Here is a 20,465-nt window from a genome sequence, read left to right on the forward strand (position 1 = left end):
AAAGATACAAGATTACATTAGGCACCAACTTGAGCATGATAAGCTTGGTGATCAATTATCTCTTCCATATTCTGGAAACCCGTTTACGGGTCGCAAGTAACAGAGATGCAGATGCCAGACGAACGTGCGCCTGCTAGGGCGCTGCTAGTAAGAAAGCCTTATAGGCGCATATGAAGAACCCCCAGCTATGCTGGGGGGTACCTTTTTTGTTTATATTGATGCACTCCTTTTCCGATTGCTGGCCCTGAATGCAGTGTGAAGCTATAGGCAGGTCAACACCCAAGGAAAAAAAGTTTGGCTCCTGTGCAAGGTTGCAGGTACAAATAAGCGCCTGACTACAGTTTTGAAGTCAGGCGCTTAGCTGGCTGTAATTACATCTTTTTTAACACTGCCTTCTGGCTGTAAAAGGCAGTGCCTTCACCTGCATCTGTAAGAAGCGGTTCAATGATGCTGTTTGCCCCCCAGCCGCAGCTTACCCAGCCTCCGCGACGTAGACATGCCACCGTTGGGTGCATGGTGTTGTCGTGCCGGATTACGACACGCATTTCCCCTCTGGGGGTACATAAACGTGCTGTTTCCCCTTCGGCAAAGTTGCTGTTAGCCGGTAATAAGGGGGATACTGTAAGTTCCGGCAGGCCGCTTTGCTCGGCAGTCGGAATTTGCGAGTGCAGGGATTTTTTTCTGACCAGAGTTAACAACGACAACGGGTAATCGCCTGAAAACTCTTCGGGTGGAGAAAGCCTGTTGATGCAGCAAAACTTGCCGTCGGCATGAGCAAACACCATACCTTCAAAAGCAATTTCAGGGTGCTTTGCCAGAGTAAAGCCCGTGGATTTTAACTCTTCCAGTGTGGTTGCAAGCAACGGGGATTCAAGTCCGCGGCGCAGGCAGGCTTCTTTGTCCGGCAAGGCTATGGAAGGGCATAATCTGTTCCCGAGTTCCTGCAGAATATCGAAGTCATCTTTAACGCTTTCTGGAGGCTGTATGACCTTGGCAGAATAGTGCACGTAATTATGCAGAAACGAACCAAGGATTTCTTCACGTTCCAGCATGAGAGTGCATGGCAGAAAAACATCTGCCTGTCTGGCTGTATCGGTCATGAAAGCATCAGTAACAACCAGAAATGTTTTTTCCAGAGTTCTGGCTATAGTGCTGGAGTCAGGGCACTGGTTTACAAAGTTAATCCCCCTGCACCAGATAAGCTCTACTGGCGGGGCTGCGTGCGTAAGTTCCTGCCCGATACGTGGCAGGCTGAACTGACGAGGCGGGGGCGGGAGTTCTTTCATCCAGCTTCTGTTAAAATTGCGTGAAGATGAAATGTTGTAGTAGGTTCCGGCTCCCTTGCGGCCGATATTGCCGGAAATCAAAGCCAGTGCGTTGATGTGCCGGACGCTTTCTGCGCCGTACAGGTAGCGCTGCAACCCCCATCCGAGCAGGCTGGCGACAGGTTTGCTGTCTTTGCTGTACCATTCGACAAGCAGGTCCAAGTCCTGCACAGAGGCATCACAGGCGGACAACAGTTCCGCTTCACTCCTGCGCGCTAGGCTGGCGAGGTAACTTTGTGATCCTGTGGTATGGTTTTGAAGAATTTGTTGTGCTTCAGGAAACTTCAACAGACGCTTTGCCGCGGCGGCAGCCAGAAAACGGTCCGTTCCGGGGCGGATGGTGATGACCGCATCTGCAAATGAGTCCGCACCGGCAGGACAGGGACTGATCAGCAAAACTTTTGTTCCGGCTTTTCTGGCGTCTTTCAGAATCTGCGCCAGATGAATGGAAGAGCGTGAAACATCACGTCCCCAGTTGACTATGCGACTGGCGTTTGCAAGGTCGGATGGGGCGCTCATAGTCAGGTCGCCGAAGTCTGCCTTGCAGGCTTCAATGCCTGTCTCGTCACAAAGAGAACCATATGTTGTCGCCATGCGTAGACGTGCCGGAACTTCTCCTGCACTGTCGTACAATACTCCGCGGGTTCCTGCGCCCCGAATGTGCAGCATGCGTTCCGGCGTGTTTCTAAGTGCGTTGATTTTTTCTGCGCACAGAGTGAGTGCTTCGTCCCATGTGGCGGGCTGCAGTTGGCCGTTTTTGCGTATAAGAGGGGTTGTGATCCGTTCTTCAGAGTGCAGGCGCTTAGCAAACGTGCGACCTTTGTTACATATAATTCCGTTAGTGAACGGATGCGCCGGGTTTCCCTTGATGGTAAGCGTACCATCTTCATTGTGCTGCGTAATGAGCGAGCAACAGTCGGGACAATCCAGTGTGCAGGCACTGATCTGCTGGTTCATGCGTTACCCTTTTATACATATCAATGGTTTCAGCCTTGCAACTTGTACGGCAAGACCTGCTGTGCATGTGGATTCAATCACTTCATCGACATCTTTATACGCAGCGGGCGCCTCTTCTGCCAGCGCTTTAAGGTCTGAGGTTCGTATTTCAATACTCTGTTTTTGAAGCCTTGCCAGCAGCTCTTTGGAGTTATGGCGCTTTTTTGCCTGTGTGCGGCTAAGTTGTCTTCCTGCACCGTGATTGGCAGAATACAGACTTTGTTCAGCATGTTGTGAGCCTGCAAGAATCCACGATGCAGTCCCCATGCTGCCGCCTACAAGCACGGGCTGGCCTGTAGTCTTGAAGTCGGCGGGTATGTCAGGATGGTTGGGACCGAATGATCTGGTGGCTCCTTTACGGTGTACAAAAAGTCGCTTTTCGCTTCCGTCTATAATATGCCGTTCTTCTTTGCATGTGTTGTGGGAAACGTCATAAAGTTGCGTCAACATGCTGTCTGACATGGCCGATGTGAAAGCGTTACGGATGCTATGGGTGAGTGCCTGCCGGTTGGCTAAAGCACAGTTTATACCCGCTCGCATGGCTGCCAGATAATCTTGGCCCAGCTCAGACTGTATCGGTGCGCAGGCAAGGGCAGGGTCGGGCAGGTGCTGTCCGGTCTGTGCGGCATGCTTTTTCATCAGTAAAATATAGTCAGTGGCAACCTGATGTCCTAGCCCGCGTGAGCCGCAGTGGATACTGACCAGAATTTGTCCTTTGTGCAGATTGAACTGGTCGGCGATGTCTTTGTTAAAGATTGTATCGACAACCTGCACTTCAAGGTAATGATTTCCGGAGCCAAGTGTGCCCAGCTGATTAATAAATCGACTTTTTGCCTCCGCGGATACCTTACGGGGATCAGCCCCTCCGGCTTTGCCACCATCTTCTGTGCGTTCAAGGTCTGATCTGGTGCCCATGCCTTGTTCCGCCGCCCAGACAGCGCCGTTCAGAAGTATGTTGTCAATATCTTTGATAGTCAGGTTGTGAATGCCGCCTTTGCCGGTTCCGGCGGGAATTGCTTTAAATAGAGCGTCTGCGAGCTGCTGTGTGCGCTTGTGACTGGCGATATCTTTTACGGTCAGATTGGTCGTAAGTGTACGTACCCCGCAGGCTATGTCGTATCCCACACCACCGGCAGAAATAATGCCGCCATCATCAGCAGAAAAACCGGCAACACCGCCGATGGGAAAGCCGTAACCGGAGTGCGCATCTGACATGGCTATGGCAGGGCCTGTGATCCCGGGTAAGGAAGCGATATTTACAAGCTGTTGTAATGTCGTCTGGTCCATGCTCTCTACAAGCCTGCGGCTGGCAAAAATCAAGGCCGGAACACGCATTTTGCCGGAAGGGTATATTTTCCAGACAGATTCTGACTTTTGCACCGGAGTAATGGTGTTCCCCATGAGTGTGACTCCTGTCCGGACAGGTTCGCCCGACGATAATAAAAAAGGGCCGGCAATAACCGGCCCCCCTGAAAATACAGCATACAGGTTGTTATCCGTTATACAGCTTTTCGCCCGGAATAACGTTGAAGCCGCCCTGCTGGAGGACTTCAATTGCCTGATCTGTTCTGTCAAAGCGGAAGATCAGCACGGCACTGTTGCCACCGGGCTGAACGTATGCGTACATGTATTCGACATTAACTTTGTTGTCGGACAGTGTTTGCAGAATGTCATTGAGTCCACCCGGCTTGTCCGGCACTTCAACCGCCAGAACGGTGGTGCGACCAACAGTGAATCCTTTATCTTTTAAAACCTGTTTGGCTTTTTCATGGTCGGCCACAATCAGGCGTAGGATGCCGAAGTCCGAGGTGTCAGCCAAAGACAGCGCACGCAAGTTGATGCCCGCATCGGCAAGGGCGTTAGTGACTTCGGCCAGACGGCCTGCCTTGTTTTCGAGAAAAACAGAAATCTGTTCGACTTTCATGGCTAGTCAGTCCCATTTTGGTTGCAAGTAGTAGACGTAAAAAAAGCGTCGTCTTCGTCTCTCGTTTCAGTATCATTCCCGCCTTGTGATGACAAGCGCAAGCAACATGCGGGGTTGCGCGTATCTGCCGCTTGGATATACTGTATGGCCAATCAACAGTATTGCCTTATACCATGCGGCAAGACAACGGAGAAAACATGTCTAACCCCATGAATTTTGCTTTCCTCAGAAAAGAGGCTTTGCCTCCGAATGGTCGTAAAGTAGCCATCATTGGTGCCGGGCCGTCCGGACTTGCTGCTTCGGGCTATCTTGCGTGCCTTGGATACGAGGTTGTCGTTTACGATAAATTGCCCCAACCCGGAGGATTGATGGTTTTCGGGATTCCCAAAAAACGCATTCCACCGGAACGCATTCAGGCTGGTGTAAAGCGCATGGAGCGTCAGTTCGGGGTATTGTTTCGTACAAAAACCAAAATTTGCTGTAGTGCGCCCTTGCATGAAGAAGAGGGGGACCACTTTTCCTGTGACATCAGAGGACTGGGCGAGCTTGTACGCGAGTACGATGCCATTATGATCTGCACCGGTTCCTGGAAATCGCGCAAGCTCGGAATTCCCGGAGAAAAACTGAAAGGTGTGCATTCCGGTCTTGAATTTTTGTTTCCCATCCGTGCCGCACGCTATGCTTCTCCTAATGTGTCTATGCCGGCTGTGCAGGGGAAGCGCGTTGCGGTGGTCGGTGCCGGTCATTCCGCTGTAGATGTGGTAGACAGTGCTCATGCGCTGGGCGCGGAAAAAGTCTACATGATCTACCGGCGTACTGTGCGTGAAGCTCCATGCGGCAGTTATGAGATTGACCGTATTGAGGAGATGGGGGCTACGTGGCTTGAGCGCCGGACGCCGCTTTCAGTCATGGGTGATGACAGCGTCGTCGGCCTTGAACTTGCCAACGGTGTTACCGGAGAGACGGAAACACTGGATGTTGATATGGTTGTGACCGCTATTGGTGAGATCCCGACGCCGCCTTTCCAGCAGGAGCTGGGCCTTGAAAATGTTCGTAAGGGTGAAGTCCGCTGGCTGCATATGACCAGTATCGACAACGTCTTTGTTGCCGGTGATGTGCTTACCGGCCCCAGCAAGATCGGAAAGGCCATATATAGCGGGTTGCGGGCTTCGCGTTCCTTGACAAACTGGCTTGACCTTAAAGCTCAGGACCGTGAAGACGAATACAACTACGATGAAGATAAAATTGACCGTTAGCCCGTTTCATATCCGGAGGCGTTACAATGTCCTGTGAAGGAAAAACTCTTTTTATTGACTACAGCAAGTGTATCGGATGTGAGACGTGTGAGGCTGTGTGCAAGTTTTTGTATGATACTCCCCGCATAGCCATGACCCGGACAATCGAAGGTATTGCTGTTCCGCTTTACTGTAAGCATTGCGAGCATGCGCACTGTATGAAAGTCTGCAATCGCGGTGCGCTGTTGCGAGACAGAGACGGTGCTGTGGTGCTGCAGCCTTTATTATGCCGCGGTTGCGAAACAAGAAACTGTATCCTTGCCTGTCCGTATGCAGCTTTTTTTGCTACCGACAGGGGAGTCACGGTTCAGAAGTGCGACCTGTGCGCTGCCCGGCGCGATGTGGGGCTTGAACCTGCTTGTGTCGAGATGTGCCCCTGTGAAGCGATTGTGCTGGCTGACAGAGAAAAAATTCTTGAGCTGGAAACAGAAGAGTCCCGCAAGGCGTATGAAAAGGTGATGACTCATATCCGTCCGCCTGCCAAAAGTAGACGGTCCAGCAGAGAGGATTAAGAAGTTATAGGTATGGTGTCTGTTGCGTTGGCTCAGCCTTGCTTCTGTTTGGGCGCTTTAGCTAGCCAGATCGGGCTGGTGCGCTGTTAGCTGCTTAGCTCTGCAGAGTAACCTTATATTTTTTATTTGGGTTTAGTCGCTTGTTCAGCCTGAATTACTGTTTTGACAGAGTGCACACAAAAATAAAGGGGAAGCCTTGTGGCTTCCCCTTTATTTTCAGCTTTGCGGATTCTATTCTTCGTTGCGCAGGTCCAGCACTCGTTTTGCTTTACCTTCCGAGCGCTGAATGGAGCGCGGGTCAACCAGTCGTACTTTTGCTGTGACACCGAGAAATTCTTTGATTGTTTTCTGGATACGGCCCTCAAGACGTTGCAGGTTTTTGATCTCGTCTGAGAACATGTTCTCAGACAGTTCAACCTGTACTTCCATAACGTCGAGGTTCCCATGCTTTTTAACCACAATCTGGTAATGGGGCGAAGCACCTTCGGTTTCCAGCAGGATGGACTCAATCTGGGAGGGGAAGACGTTTACACCGCGGATAATCAGCATGTCGTCGCTTCTGCCCATTACACGGTCCATGCGAACGTGCGTTCTGCCACAGCAGCAGGGGGTGTAATTAAGCCTGCTGATGTCGCGGGTTCGGTAACGGATGAGCGGGATGCCTTCCTTTGTCAGCGTGGTAATGACCAGTTCGCCTCTTTCACCGGGAGGCAGTTGCTCGCCGGTTACAGGATCGATTATTTCAGGCAGGAAATGGTCTTCCCAGATATGCATCCCGTCCTTGGCATCTGCACATTCCATTGAGACGCCAGGTCCCATAATTTCAGAAAGGCCATAGATATTGACGGCGGAAATTCCCATTTTTTGCTCAATGTCATAGCGCATTTCATCGGTCCAAGGCTCTGCGCCGAAGATGCCTACCCGCAAGGGAAGGTCGCGCAGATCAATGCCGGCTTCGGTTGCTGCTTCGTATAAATACAGGCTGTAGGATGGGGTACAGCAGATAGCCGTTGCACCGAAGTCGCGCAGCAACACTACCTGTCGTTTGGTGTTGCCGCCGGAAACAGGAATGACAGTAGCGCCTAGCTTTTCTGCGCCGTAATGCGCACCCAGACCGCCCGTAAAAAGGCCGTAGCCGTATGCGTTGTGGATAAGGTCGCGGCGGGAAAGACCACCGGCCATGAAACTGCGGGCCATAAGTTCTGCCCAGTTGTTCAGGTCACGTGCGGTATAGCCGACAACCGTGGCTTTGCCGGTGGTGCCGCTGGATGCATGCAGACGGACGATATTTTCTTTTGGAACGGCAAAAAGTCCAAAGGGATAGTTGTTGCGTAGGTCCTGCTTCTCGGTAAACGGTAGATATTTCAGATCGGAAAGGCTGTTGATGTCTGCGGGGGTAATGCCTGCCTCCTCAAACTTGCGTCTGTAGTGGCCGACGTTTGCGTATACCCTTTCGCAAAGGTTTCTGAGGCGCTTAACCTGAAGGGTTTCAAGTTCTTCCCGCGGAAGCGTTTCGCGGTCAACATCGTAAATCATGCCGTAATCTCCCATCTGGACGTTCCAGATTTTTAAAGTGTCTACCGAAAAGAAGCAGTTGCGCCCTTAAAAGAACGCAAGCAATTTGTCTGCCCCAAACCAGGCTGGTGGTCAAGCGCTAGCGCACTGAGCTGGCGTTTCGTTCTTAAAGAAAAAAGTTTGTGTTACATTTGTGTGTCGAAAGCCTGTTGGCAATTGCTGCCACTTGATCAACCGGGCAATATATCTGTACCACTAGTGTCGTGCGGGGATGAAATGAGCACATGATGAGGATACTTATGAATGTCGGTTTTGAATGGCGTAAGCCTGTAAAGGGGACTGTTTTAGTTGTCGAAGATAGTAAAACAATAGCTGCTGTTTTAACAGGAGCATTAACACAGGACCTTTCTGTTAAGTGTAAAGTTGCCTGTAGCTTGCAGGAGACGAAACGACTTCTTTCTGCTGGTAATCATTTCGATGTTGCTGTGCTTGATCTTGTCCTGCCTGATGCCCGCAGGGGAGAAGTTGTTGACTATGTTGTTGCTGCAGGAATTCCCTCTATTGTCTTTACCGGTGAGATTTCGGATGAAATCAGAGGGGCAATGTGGGGGAAGCAGATTGCTGACTATATAGTGAAAGATGGCGGGCGCAATGTTCTGCAAGTAACCTCAATCGTCTACAGGTTGCTTGCAAACATGGGCCAGCGAGTGCTTGTGGTGGATGATTCTGCAGTGGCAAGGGGGCTTCTCAGAACGTTGCTTGAGCGCTGGAACTTTGAAGTAGATGAGGCGGAAACAGGATGTGACGGGTTGGAACTGCTGAAGAAGCATCGTGATTATTCGCTTATAATTACTGACTATGAAATGCCTGAGATGTGTGGTGTTGAATTCGTCAGAGAAGTCCGACGTCTTTTTCCGAAGCAGGAAGTGCCAATATTGGGCCTCTCAGCTGCGTCTGCAGCTTCCACATCTGCATTTTTTTGAAGTCCGGTGCTAATGATTTTTTGCATAAGCCCTTTGAAGCTGAAGAGTTTTACTGTCGTGTTGCCCAGCGAATTGAGACGCTTGAATATATGCGCGCGGTTCACACTTTGGCGGAACGTGACCCGCTTTCCGGTTTGTACAACAGACGTTCTTTTTTTCATCTGGGCCGCACGGCTTATGATAATGCCTGCGAAGGCGGCAAGGGCCTTGCTCTGGCTATGATCGATATCGATCACTTTAAAAAATGCAACGATACATATGGGCATGACGGTGGTGATGCAGTCATCAGAGACGTGGCAGGTTGGTTGCAGCGCTTTTTTAGCGATGCCGGAGTTGTAGCCCGCCTTGGCGGCGAAGAATTTTGTGTTGTTCTTTCAGGTGTGGATGCCGAAACCGCATGTGCAATGTGTGAAGCATTTCGGGAGAAACTTGAAAAGAATGTTGTTGAGTACGATGGTAAGAGAATTGCGGTAACAGTAAGTATCGGGGTGTGTTATGGCCCCTCTGCCGGTCTGGAGGCTATGCTGCAACTTGCTGATGGTGCTCTGTACGCGGCAAAAGAAGGGGGACGCAACAGAGTGATGCTTGCGCCTTGACTGTTACAGGCCGTCGAGAGCTGCGCAGCGCTTCATGTGAAGAACCTTGCCTGATTCTGCTCCACGTCCTTGCTCATCAGGAGCCAGTCTGACTTTCAGGATGGCCTTCAGTTGCTGCAGTGCGAGTGGGGTAAAGTCGGTGCCGCTTGCTACATGGATAACTTTGAAAAACGGATGGAGCAGGTTTGCCGTACTAAGGCGCAGAAGCAAACGTATGCGGGTATCGGTTGCAAGCTGCATGTATTGCACTCCGTCGTTAAAGTAGCAGGCGGTGATTTTTGCTGCCAGAATATGTTTGTTCGTGGCCTTGATGCGTGTTGCAAATTTTTGTGCGCAAAGTTCTCTTGCTCTGCGTCTACTCTGGTCAGAATCAGGGCCTCCTGAATGTACACCAGAGCCGAGATCATGACATAGCGCCATCCATACCGCCATGGGATAACCTGCCGTCAGGTCCATCAAGTCTGCAGTTTTTTCAAGGTCCGCCAGCGGTGTGTTGTCGGGCAAGGTTGTTTCAAACTCTTGAAACCAATGAGTTAAGCAGGCGGCACGTTGCAGCGTGCGCAGCAGGTTGCCCGGCTTGCTGCTGTTCAGCAGTTTGTGTATTTCGTTGCCGATGCGTTCGGGGGCGATGCTGGAAAGAGGAAATGTTTCGGCTGTCCGGCGTATGGCCTCGTTAAGGGATGTTGCAATGTGCAGGTCCGGAATGGTGGAAACCATACGGGCAGCCCTGTAGATTCTTACTGGGTCTTGTTCCAGAGCAGTTGGACCGGCAAGTGCCAGTCTGCCTGCAACAAGGTCTTGCAGCGCTTCAGGATGGGCGTATATCTTACCTTGTTCGTCGAGAGCTATTGCGTTGATAGTGAAGTCGCGGGCTAGCAGGTCGTCATGAATTGTGTTGCCGCGCAGCGGAGCAAACTCCAGTCCGTTCAAAATGGCTATCTGGAACTGGGTTCCCGCTTTGCGGGCTTTTGGGTGCTGCTGTAAAAAATCGTTAAGGGTTCCGGAGAATACGTAATCGTACTCACGGGGCTTTCTGCCAAGCAGCATGTCGCGGACCGCACCGCCAACCAGATACGTTTGCATTCTGCGTTCGTAACATATTGTCACGCTGCTCGAAAGAGTGGTTTTTTAGTCTGCATATATGCAGGAGCTATTTTGTCTGAGCCGGTTTACATTGTTCCCGTTTGCGACGGAAAGGTCGTAGATGCTGACCCTGCTGATGTTGCTGATGCTATTGCTGCTTCGCATCCGCTTTGGCATGCTGAAATCGCGCAGTTGGGTACTTTACGGCTTGAAAATGTCAACGGTGTCCGGATGCTTGCTGTGGATGGCAAGGTTGAGTGCGGCCCTGTATTTATCTGCGGCGATGTGAGTTCGTCTCTGGATGTTGCGCACAGTTTGCATAGCTTTGAATTGTTGCCGGAGTGGGGCAGTGTGCTGGCTGTTTCACAAAGTTCAGGCCGGGGGCAGATGAGGCGGGACTGGTCATCTCCGGCAGGAAATATTTATGCTGTACTACGGTTGCCCGTGGCAAGCGGGTATCCGGATTCTCTATCGTCTCTTGTTGTAGCGTATTGTTTTGCACGTGCGTTTGGTTCGCTGGGACTGGAAGTGCGCATTAAGTGGCCCAATGATTTGTTGCATAGTGACCGCAAGTTTGGCGGAATTTTACTGGAAGACAGGGCAGGGGCTCTTTTTGCCGGTATCGGAATAAATCTGGCGTATCGCCCTGATGATACGATGCTTCGCAAAGATGCTGCTGTGTCTGCATGTGCTTTAGAAGAATGCGGCTTTCATGGTGCACCTTTGCAGTTGTGGCGGAAGCTTGTCGAGCGTGCATTTTTTTGCTACTATAATGAGGTTCTTCGCTTCAGTGAAGATGGCTTGATCAGTCGCTTGGAAGCGTATCTTGCCTGGGTGGGCCGTGTTGTGAATGTACACGGAAGTGATTTCGGGAACTGTCCGGGCAGGCTAATGGGCTTGAGCCATGATGGAGCGTTGCGTGTTCTCCTGTCCGGCCGGGAGCAGGTTCTCCACTCCTGTAGTCTTTCCCTTACGTCATGACCCGTCGCACCTGTATGAATCTCAGTGTTTGTTGTAACCCGGGTGTTCTATGTAATGGGCTCCGGCTGTTTGTTGAGTACGAGGAGTGCATGGCTACTAAGACCTTCAATCAGGTGTTGGAAGAGGTTAAGGGCAAGCCTATACTGGTTGCCAACCGGGGGATTCCCGCCCGGCGAATCTGCCGCTCTATCCGTGAGCGGTTTAATGCTGTTGCCGTGATGACGGCTACGGATATCGATAAAACCTCTCCGGCCGCTTCCGCAGCGCAGGAACTTCTGCTGCTCGGATCCGATCCCAGAGCATATCTTGATATCGACCGAATCATCCGGCTCGCCAAACAGCGTGGGATTATAGCAATTCATCCCGGATGGGGCTTTGCTTCCGAAGACCCGCGCTTTCCCTCTCGTTGCGCAGAGGCGGGCATACTTTACATCGGCTCTACCGCAGAAGCCATGAATCTGCTGGGTAACAAGGTACAGGTACGTAAGCTTGCAAAGCGCCTTGAAATTCCCGTAGTTCCGGGCTCTGAAGGTGCTGTTGACATTCCCACAGGTCGTCAGATTGCTGAAGAAATCGGCTTTCCCGTGATGCTTAAAGCGGAAGGCGGCGGCGGTGGTCGTGGTATTTTTCTTGTTACATCTCAGGATGAACTGGAAGATGCTTTTGTTAAGGCCTCTACAATGGCTCAGGCATCTTTCGGAAACCCGCGCCTGTACGTTGAAAAGTACCTGCCTTCGGTTCGTCACATTGAGATTCAGGTTATTGCTGACATGCACGGTAACGTGTTCGCTTTTGACGAGCGTGACTGCACTGTCCAGCGTAACCACCAGAAGCTTATTGAAATCACTCCTTCGCCGTGGAAAGGGCTTACCGCTGAACTGCGTGAACGCCTGAAATCATACTCTCGTCAGCTCGTTCAGGAAGTTGGTTACTATTCGCTTTGCACGGTGGAATTCCTTGTTACCGACGATGGCACTCCGTACCTTATCGAAGTAAACACCCGCCTGCAGGTTGAGCACGGTATTACTGAATGCCGTTACGGTATCGACCTTGTCGAAGAACAGCTCGCTGTTGCCTTCGGTGCTGAGCTGCGGCTTACCGAAGAGAATGCAACGCCTACGCAGAACGCTATTCAGGTGCGCATCAACTGCGAATCGCCGCAGAATGAATTTGCTCCCAATGCCGGTCTTATCACCCGTTATGTTTCTCCCGGTGGTCCCGGTATCCGCCTCGACTCCAACTTGTCTGCCGGCTATGAGTTCCCGTCGAATTACGACTCTGCAGGTTCTTTGCTGATTGCATATGGCAAGGGTTGGGAAAAGGCTATTTCCACGCTGAACCGTGCTCTTCGCGAATACGTTGTCGGCGGTATTAAAACTACTATTCCTTTCTATAAGCAGGTTGTGAACCATCCCAAGTTCCTTGCTGCGGACTTTGATACCAACTTCATTGCCCGTACTCCCGAGCTGATGTGCTATACGGACCTTGAGCCTGAAGCAGAGCGCCTGTCGCGTCTTGTGGCCGAGATTTCTGCAAAAGGGTACAACCCGCATGTGCTGCTGGATGAGTACCGCACCCGCGAAACTCCGCGTATGCGCGAGTTCAAGCCCGTACTGCCCGAAATTACCACTAAAGTAAGAAAGGCTGCCACTCCGTATCCGGTAGGCGACAGAGCTGCCTTGCTGGATATGGTGCGTGATTCTGGCTACGTGCATTTCTGCGATACCACTGCCCGTGACATTACTCAGTCCAACAGTGGTAACAGGTTCCGCCTTGCAGAAGACAGCCTTATTGGCCCTTATCTTGATAATTGCAATTTCTTCTCGTTGGAGAGCGGCGGCGGGGCGCACTTCCATGTAGCCATGCTGGCTAACATGACATACCCCTTCACCGAAGCTAACCGCTGGAATCAGTTTGCACCCAAGACTGCAAAGCAGATTCTTATCCGGTCTACAAACGTTTTGGGGTATAAGCCGCAGCCCAAAAATCTGATGCGCCTTACCGGTGAGATGATCTGCGATCATTATCAGGTGGTCCGCTGCTTTGACTTCCTTAACCATGTAGGCAACATGCGCCCGTTTGCCGAGGTTGCTCTCAGCCGTAAGGGCGTTGTATTTGAGCCTGCGATTTCTCTTTCATGGGCACGTGGTTTTGATGTCCCCCATTACCTGCAGGTGACTGAAGCTGTGCTTCGCATGGTAGGCGATGTGGCCGGGGTAAGTCCAACCAAAGCTTCCGGTATGATTATTCTGGGACTGAAAGATATGGCGGGCGTTTGTCCTCCCCGCTTTATGACAGAACTGGTTACAGCGCTGCGTAAAGCATGGCCTCAGCTCGTGCTGCATTACCATCGTCACTATACTGATGGCTTGTTTGTGCCTGCTGTGGGTGCCGCTGCCAAAGCCGGTGCTCATATAGTGGATACGGCTATCGGCTCATCTGTACGCTGGTACGGTCAGGGCGAAGTGCTTTCGACTGCCGCATACATTGAAGATGAGCTTGGCCTGAAAACGAATCTGAATAAAGACATGATCCGTGACTGCAACTTTGTACTTAAGCAGATCATGCCTTATTACGACAGATATACTGCTCCGTACTTCCAGGGCATCGACTATGATGTTGTGGAGCATGCCATGCCCGGTGGTGCTACTTCCTCCTCTCAGGAAGGCGCTCTGAAGCAGGGATATATCCATTTGCTGCCCTATATGCTGAAGTTCCTCGCCGGAACCCGTAAGGTTGTGCGTTACCATGACGTTACCCCGGGGTCGCAGATTACATGGAATACTGCCTTCCTTGCTGTAACCAGCGCCTATAAGCGCGGTGGCGAGCAGGAAGTACGTTATCTGCTGGAAGTTCTGGAAAATATCACCAGACACGCTGAAGAAGATCTGTCTGAAGAGATGAAGAAAGCGCGTCTGGCTCTGTATCAGGATAGTAACGATGCCTTCCGCGATCTTCTGCTGGGCAAATATGGTAAGCTGCCTTTGGGCTTCCCTGCCGACTGGGTGTACCAGAGTGCATTCGGTAACGAGTGGAAGCGCGCACTCAGCTGCCGCACGGAAGCTTCGCCGCTTGAGTCTCTGGAAGATATGGATTTTGCCGCAGAAGAACGTGGCTTTGTTGACCTGATCCGCCGTAAGCCTACAGATGAAGAGTTTGTGATGTACCTGAACCATCCCGGTGATGCCATCAAGACTATCCAGTTCCGTCAGCAGTACGGTGATCCTAACAACCTGCCATTGAATGTCTGGTTTGAAGGTGTTGAGCCCGGAACCGAACTGAACTTTACCGATACGAACGGTAAACCGCATCAGATGACTATTCTGAGCATCTCGTCGCCTGATGAAAGCGGTATGAGTGTTGTCCGGTATGTTCTTGATTCTGAAATCATGAGTGTTGACATTCAGGTTTCCGAACCGACCAGTGACGACAACCATGGTGTGGAAAAAGCTGACCCCAATAACAGCTACCACATTGCTGCACCTTCCAATGGTGACCTGTGGGTCATGTATGTGCACCCCGGAGATTATGTGAAGAAGGGTGAAGAACTCTTTAACATTTCCATTATGAAGCAGGAAAAAGCCGTGCTTGCTCCCGTTGACGGTATGGTCAAGCGTGTGCTGCGGACTGCGGACTACAAGGAAAATAAACAGATGGTGCCTGTAAAAGGTGGTGAACTTATCGTTGAACTTGGACCTGTTCCTACTTTGTGCCCCAACGATAAATGTCAGCGTCCTATTACTATTGAAGGTATCGGCTTTTGCCCGTACTGCGGTGATCAGTTAAGCTGCGAATGCAAGCAGTAGCCTGATTTCCGTAGCCATCTAATTGACGGATATAGTAGTAGCGTATAAGCAAGAAAGGCTCGGAAAACCGCTTGGCTGTACTGGCGGTTTTCCAGCCTCTTAATACGAGCGACCGGGATTTGACTCGAGGTATGCCCGCCACCATGTATGTGGCCGGGCGTTTTCATCCCCCCATAGGAGGAGAGACAATGGCTAAAGCTCAGGCAGAAAAGCCCAAGGCTGAAGTAAAAGGCCAGAAGGCTAAAGCTGAGACCACTGCCCTGACTACACAGTTGGTGCTTAACGGCGCCGAGATCACCGCCATAGGCGAAGAAGCCGAACTACTTGTTGGCGGCAAAAACTACAATACCGCCATCATCAGTCAGGTAGAAGGTGTCCGGAGCCCCCAGTTCCGTGCTATTTCGTCTGTAGCGTTCCACAAGCTGCTGGATGAAACCAAGGTTAACGCATCCTTGGTACGTAGCGTGCTGGAAAAAGAGTACAACAGCATCGACTGGAATGACTCTGAGATCAACAGGGATCCTGAGTTTCTTAAAAAGTTCGTTCGCAATCTGGCTGATGAAATCCGTCAGAAAGCTGCAGCCTCGGGCGCGCAGAACATGCTTAAGACCAGAACCTTCATCAACAACGTTGTAGAAGGTTTTGCTACTTCTCCTGAAGGTATTGACCAGCTGCGTAAGCGTTCCGTACTTGTTCAGGCTGCACTCCTTTCAGCTGACTTGCCTGAAGAAGTAGCAAACTGCGTACGCGAAGCATACAATTCGATCTGCAAGGAAGCCGGTGTTGAGGACGTGGCTGTTGCAGTTCGTTCTTCCGCGGCTGGTGAAGACTCCCGTAAAAAGGCGTTTGCCGGTCTGCAGGACACGTACCTGAACATTGTCGGCGAAGCTCAGGCCGTGGAAGCATACCACTGGGACTGCGCTTCTGCGTATAACCTGCGCAGTATGACCTATCGCCGCGAAGCTATCCTTGATGCCATGGCCCGCGCAGAAGCTACCGGCGATGAATCCATTGCTGTAGCAGCCAAAGAAGAGTGGGCTATTGAAAATACCTCTCTTTCCGTGTGCATCATGCGCATGGTTAATCCGGTGATTTCCGGTACTGCCTTCAGCGCTGACACTGCTACCGGCTGTCAGGGTACGGCACGTCGTGATTTAGTCTCCGTTGATGCAAGCTACGGCCTTGGAGAAGCTGTCGTTGGCGGCATGGTTACTCCTGACAAGTTCTATGTTTTTCAGCGTGAAGACGGTCAGGAAGTTGTCATTCGCCAGATGGGCTGCAAAGATAAGAAGATTGTTAATGATGAAAAGGGCGGTACCAAAATGGTGCCGGTTCCTGAAAACGAAGCGTTCCGCTGGTCGCTTTCTCTGGCACAGGCCGAAGCCGTTGCCAAGGGCGTACGCAGTATCAGCAAAGCATACGGCGGCATGATCATGGATACGGAGTTCTGCATCGACAGCTCCGACCGTTTGTGGTTTGTGCAGGCTCGCCCTGAAACCCGCTGGAACGAAGAGTTTGAAAAACATCCCCATACCATTTTTATGCGCCGTCTTGAGGTGGATGAAAAAGCGGCAACCAATGCGGAAGTCATTCTGGAAGGTAACGGCGCTTCCCGAGGTGCGGGGCAGGGGACTGTTAAGTATCTGCGTTCAGCCTTAGAACTGAATAAGATTAATAAAGGCGATCTGCTTGCTGCAGAGCGTACCGACCCTGACATGGTTCCCGGTATGCGTATTGCCTCTGCTATTCTTGCTGATGTAGGCGGTGATACCAGCCACGCTGCCATTACGTCCCGCGAACTTGGCATTCCTGCCGTAATCGGTATCCAGCGCCTTGAAATTCTGCGTTCCCTTGACGGTCAGGAAGTGACTGTAGATGGAACCAGAGGCAAGGTATACCGCGGCCTTCTGCCTTTGCAGGAAGTCGGCGGCGAAATGGATGTCAGCGCGTTGCCCCAGACCAAGACCAATGTCGGTCTGATTCTGGCTGACGTCGGCCAGGCCATGTTCCTTTCGCGCCTGCGCGATGTTCCCGGTTTTGAAGTGGGCCTGCTGCGCGCCGAGTTTATGCTTGGCAATATCAGCGTTCACCCTCAGGCACTGGAAGCATACGACAATGGCGAACTTGACATCGTTGTTGCTGCCAAGCTGAAAGAGCTGGATGCACGCCTTACCAAGGTTCTTCGCGACCAGCTTGGTGCAGGCCTGATCGGGCTGGATATGAAATTGCGCGACTACGTAGGTCTGCTGACCGGACTCGCTCAGGATATTCAGCAGCTCACTGAGCGTGAAAACGTTCGCGGTACGGAAGAAGTGCTTGCCATGCACCGCCGTATGCGTGAACTGGACCACAAGCTTGATGAGCACGTAGAACAGGCAACCCGTCGTCTTGACGTGTTGAAGACCTCCGTCAACCTTGAAGAGCACATTCGTGTTGTCATGGGATACGACGAAGAGCTTGCGCTGCTTATCGGCAAAGACTCTGACACCATAAAGCGCAGAGCGGAAATCGATGCTACGGTTAAAGCCATGGCAGAGAGAGTTGCCGATGATCCCAAAGTGAAGGATGTTATGGAGCGCATTCAGGCGCTGCGTAATGAAGTAGCACAGAAGAGCGGTATGCTGAAAGAAATGGAAGAAGTGCGTAATGTGCCTTCCATGATCCGCGACCTTATCCGTTCGCGCGGTTTCCGTACCGGTAAAGAACACTACGTGCAGACTCTGGCGCAGGGACTTGCACTGTTCTCCATGGCCTTCCACGGTAAGGAGATTATTTACCGTACGACCGACTTCAAGTCGAACGAGTATCGCAACCTGCTTGGCGGCTCGCTTTTTGAGCATGTGGAAGATAACCCGATGCTGGGCTATCGTGGTGTTTCCCGTAAATTGCACGACTGGGAAATTGAAGCGTTCAAGCTTGCCCGTGGCGTGTTTGGCGGCACCAACCTGATGATCATGCTGCCCTTTGTGCGTACACTTGAGGAAGCGCGTTCTATGCGTCGTTACCTTGCTCAGGTGCATAAGCTGAGAAGCGGCGTCGATGGTCTTAAGATCATTCTGATGTCTGAGATTCCCAGCAACGCCATTATGGCTAAGCAGTTCATTCAGGAGTTTGACGGTTTCTCTATCGGCTCTAACGATATGACTCAGATGGTGCTTGCAACTGACCGTGACAACGCACGGCTTGGTCATATTTATGATGAAGAAGATCCTGCAGTTGTATGGGCTATTCTGGTAACCATCTTTACCGGACAGAAGTACGGCAAAAAAGTCGGTTTCTGCGGTCAGGGTGTGTCCAACAGCCGTATACTGCGTGGTATTGTAGCGATTGCCGGTATTATGTCTGCCTCGGTTGTGCCTGATACATATGCACAGACCAAGGTGGATATGGCAGAAGTTGAAGCAGAAAATATCCCGACCAGTAAGTTGGGCGACTGGCTGCGCAGGCAGTATCTGCAGACTTTGCGTACACTTCTTGAGGAAAATGGTTACGGCCACATCCTTAAGAAGTACAAGACCGCTGAAGACCTTATGGAGTGGTACGATGGTGAACTGAGCCGTCTGCATGAGCAGCTGCGCGAAAGCATCGAAACCCCCAAAGAGAAGTTTTACAGGCAAGAGCTTGATAACTTCCGTATGGTCTTCCACAAGCTGGTTATTTACGCTTCGTGGGATTGGCAGGCGACTGTTACCGACGCAATGCACCAGGCGGGTTTTGCCAACTTTGAAGAGCAGGCAAAGGCTCTTGAAGCGCAACGCAACAGAAAGTAACAGACGAAGAATAAATAGTCATAAAGGGCTGTCCATCTGGGCAGCCCTTTTTTTATGTCTGAGTGCTGCCTGAAATCGGCTTGATGCATAATAGAAAGGGAGGCAGATAGTTGTGAACAGTATGGCTACGCTAGATTCATGAGAGGGTGCAGCGGATACGTTATGTCTGAGAGCGCTTTGGACGGGAGTGCGAGCGCGATGCTTTAGCCGTGGCAAAGGAGGCTGTCGTACTCAGGGGCGCTTGAAGGGAAGAGGAATTTCTGACGTGAGTTACTTTTTGTGTCGTGGAGCGGCTACTAAAAAAGGGCTGCCTTATGAAGGCAGCCCTTTATGCTGGTTAGTTATTGCGCAAGGCGATCGGTAATGTTGTGCCGAATCCAGCGCTGGTCGAGCCATTCAAGAGGTTGTACCGGCAAGCCGGAAAGGATGACTCCGAAGTGCAGATGATCACCGCCTGCCATTCCTGTTGCACCGGTAAGTCCGAGAATATCGCCCCGGTTTACGGTATCGCCGTCTTTGACGTGCATCTCTGAAAGGTGGGCGTAGAGTGTTTGCAAACCAAGCCCGTGGTCAACAATCACGCAAAGGCCATAAATGCCCATATCATCCGCAAAAACGACAGTGCCGTTGTTTGCGGCAGGTACAGGTGCACGTGCGATGGACGCCATATCGAGGCCCAGATGGTATTGGTCGTCTACCTTCTGGCCTTTGTACATATATGAGCGGTGATCAGCAAAGCGTGCACGGTTGCTGGCATTGGGCAGGTTCAGGAATCTGCCGGACCAGAGCATGGTAGGCGATGTTTTGTGTCCGATGCTGAGAAGCGCTGCACGGTTAGCTTTTCTCAGATCACGGTTGACCTTAAGGAAGCGTTCCAAAGAGGACATCTGTCCGGGGAACTCGTCTGTAAAGTCCTGCATTTTGCTGTCAAGGAAGGAGTCAGGCAGAGGAATGGTGTCAACTCTGAACTCGACATGCAGCGGCTTGATTGCAAGCGCGATAGACGTAACGTTACCTGCTTCGTCTTCTGCCGTTACTCTGGGAGCAAAGTTGCTGGTAGTCATGTAGTACGGAAAAGCAAAGAAGCACAAGTAGCTGCCGTCAGGCTGCCGGTATCCGGGGAAGTATAAATCTTCCACGGTCACGCCTGTACTTTTGACTTCTTCGTTTACCGTATAAGCGATACAGGCAGTTCCGCCACGGCGCACGTACGGGGGAAGTGTTGTTACACTGATGCGCGGAGGCTGGCTGTCCAGTCGCAGGGTAAAGGTCTGGGTAGAGGTGTTCCCTTTGCCGAAACCGGAAAATGAGGCATCAGTAGCCTTTACGATGATTTTGACAGAGCCTTCGCCAAAATCAGCGCTTTCCTTCAATGAGAATTCAGCAGTGCGAGATACAAGCTTGTCGGTCCATTCTTCATCCAGTGCGACAAATTCACGACTGTTTTTCTGAACGCGGACACTGAGCGCTTTAACGCCGCTTTCAACGTCCTTTACGTTCAGAGTGAAAGGTGTCTGGGGGGAAATGCGTCCTTCAGCAGGGGTTAGTGTCATCTGAGGGCCTGCCTGATCGCGGAACAGCAAAAAGCCAACAAGAACAAGACCGCCCACAAGAGTCAGGAGAACGGTGGACAGCAAGAATTTTTTCATTGGAATCTGGCTCCAGTTACAATGCAATGG

The 20,465-nt window shown here is 51.4% G+C and carries 13 protein-coding genes and 1 pseudogene; 8 read left to right on the plus strand and 6 right to left on the minus strand.

Features of this window, described 5'->3' with window-relative positions:
• A pseudogene (locus tag ACK5LI_RS07795) lies at nt 1–100 on the plus strand (IS200/IS605 family transposase); the annotation flags it as partial.
• 271 nt (nt 101–371) lie between these two features.
• Here the strand turns inward: ACK5LI_RS07795 and ACK5LI_RS07800 are convergent.
• The 3 genes from ACK5LI_RS07800 to ACK5LI_RS07810 all read right to left on the minus strand — a co-directional run bounded on the left by ACK5LI_RS07800 (nt 372) and on the right by ACK5LI_RS07810 (nt 4,245).
• Nucleotides 372–2,282: a molybdopterin-dependent oxidoreductase gene (locus ACK5LI_RS07800; protein ID WP_416947923.1), complete on the minus strand. Its 1,911-nt coding sequence runs from the start codon at nt 2,280–2,282 to the stop codon at nt 372–374.
• 3 nt (nt 2,283–2,285) lie between these two features.
• Entirely contained in the window at nt 2,286–3,722 is a 1,437-nt protein-coding gene (locus ACK5LI_RS07805; RefSeq protein WP_416947925.1) for an RtcB family protein, read from the minus strand.
• A gap of 91 nt (nt 3,723–3,813) precedes the next feature.
• The gene (locus ACK5LI_RS07810) at nt 3,814–4,245 is read right to left on the minus strand and encodes an ACT domain-containing protein (protein WP_416947927.1); all 432 of its coding nucleotides are present in this window, start codon (nt 4,243–4,245) and stop codon (nt 3,814–3,816) included.
• Nucleotides 4,246–4,442: 197 nt separating this feature from the next.
• On the opposite strand from ACK5LI_RS07810, the gene ACK5LI_RS07815 reads away from it, so the two are divergent.
• Together ACK5LI_RS07815 and ACK5LI_RS07820 are read left to right on the plus strand one after the other, a co-directional pair.
• The gene (locus ACK5LI_RS07815) at nt 4,443–5,501 is read left to right on the plus strand and encodes an FAD-dependent oxidoreductase (RefSeq protein ID WP_416947929.1); all 1,059 of its coding nucleotides are present in this window, start codon (nt 4,443–4,445) and stop codon (nt 5,499–5,501) included.
• Nucleotides 5,502–5,527: 26 nt separating this feature from the next.
• A complete protein-coding gene (locus tag ACK5LI_RS07820) occupies nt 5,528–6,052 on the plus strand; it encodes a 4Fe-4S dicluster domain-containing protein (RefSeq protein WP_416947931.1) in 525 nt (174 codons plus the stop codon).
• A 231-nt stretch (nt 6,053–6,283) separates the two neighbouring features.
• Here ACK5LI_RS07820 and ACK5LI_RS07825 read toward each other — a convergent pair whose 3' ends face one another.
• The gene (locus tag ACK5LI_RS07825; protein WP_416947933.1) at nt 6,284–7,588 is read right to left on the minus strand and encodes a phenylacetate--CoA ligase family protein; all 1,305 of its coding nucleotides are present in this window, start codon (nt 7,586–7,588) and stop codon (nt 6,284–6,286) included.
• A gap of 263 nt (nt 7,589–7,851) precedes the next feature.
• Here ACK5LI_RS07825 and ACK5LI_RS07830 point away from each other — a divergent pair, with 263 nt between their 5' ends.
• Complete coding sequence (locus ACK5LI_RS07830; RefSeq protein WP_416947935.1) at nt 7,852–8,550, plus strand: response regulator; 699 nt, start codon at nt 7,852–7,854, stop codon at nt 8,548–8,550.
• A 20-nt stretch (nt 8,551–8,570) separates the two neighbouring features.
• The gene (locus tag ACK5LI_RS07835; protein ID WP_416947937.1) at nt 8,571–9,146 is read left to right on the plus strand and encodes a GGDEF domain-containing protein; all 576 of its coding nucleotides are present in this window, start codon (nt 8,571–8,573) and stop codon (nt 9,144–9,146) included.
• 3 nt (nt 9,147–9,149) lie between these two features.
• On the opposite strand, the gene ACK5LI_RS07840 is transcribed toward ACK5LI_RS07835, so the two are convergent.
• Nucleotides 9,150–10,229: a hypothetical protein gene (locus ACK5LI_RS07840; protein WP_416947939.1), complete on the minus strand. Its 1,080-nt coding sequence runs from the start codon at nt 10,227–10,229 to the stop codon at nt 9,150–9,152.
• 72 nt (nt 10,230–10,301) lie between these two features.
• Here ACK5LI_RS07840 and ACK5LI_RS07845 point away from each other — a divergent pair, with 72 nt between their 5' ends.
• The 3 genes from ACK5LI_RS07845 (at nt 10,302) to ACK5LI_RS07855 (ending at nt 18,786) form a co-directional block, all read left to right on the plus strand.
• Nucleotides 10,302–11,210 (plus strand): biotin--[acetyl-CoA-carboxylase] ligase, encoded by a 909-nt coding sequence (locus ACK5LI_RS07845; RefSeq protein WP_416947941.1) that lies wholly within the window; start codon nt 10,302–10,304, stop codon nt 11,208–11,210.
• A gap of 89 nt (nt 11,211–11,299) precedes the next feature.
• Nucleotides 11,300–15,016, plus strand: coding sequence for a pyruvate carboxylase (locus tag ACK5LI_RS07850; RefSeq protein WP_416947943.1), 3,717 nt, complete (start codon nt 11,300–11,302; stop codon nt 15,014–15,016).
• Nucleotides 15,017–15,204: 188 nt separating this feature from the next.
• Nucleotides 15,205–18,786: a PEP/pyruvate-binding domain-containing protein gene (locus tag ACK5LI_RS07855; RefSeq protein WP_416947946.1), complete on the plus strand. Its 3,582-nt coding sequence runs from the start codon at nt 15,205–15,207 to the stop codon at nt 18,784–18,786.
• A 341-nt stretch (nt 18,787–19,127) separates the two neighbouring features.
• Here the strand turns inward: ACK5LI_RS07855 and ACK5LI_RS07860 are convergent, their stop codons facing one another.
• On the minus strand, nt 19,128–20,435 hold the full coding sequence (locus ACK5LI_RS07860; RefSeq protein ID WP_416947948.1) for a M23 family metallopeptidase: 1,308 nt from the start codon (nt 20,433–20,435) through the stop codon (nt 19,128–19,130).
• Between the last annotated feature and the right edge of the window lie 30 nt (nt 20,436–20,465).

The organism is Oleidesulfovibrio sp., assembly GCF_047973035.1.
GTDB lineage: Bacteria > Desulfobacterota > Desulfovibrionia > Desulfovibrionales > Desulfovibrionaceae > Oleidesulfovibrio.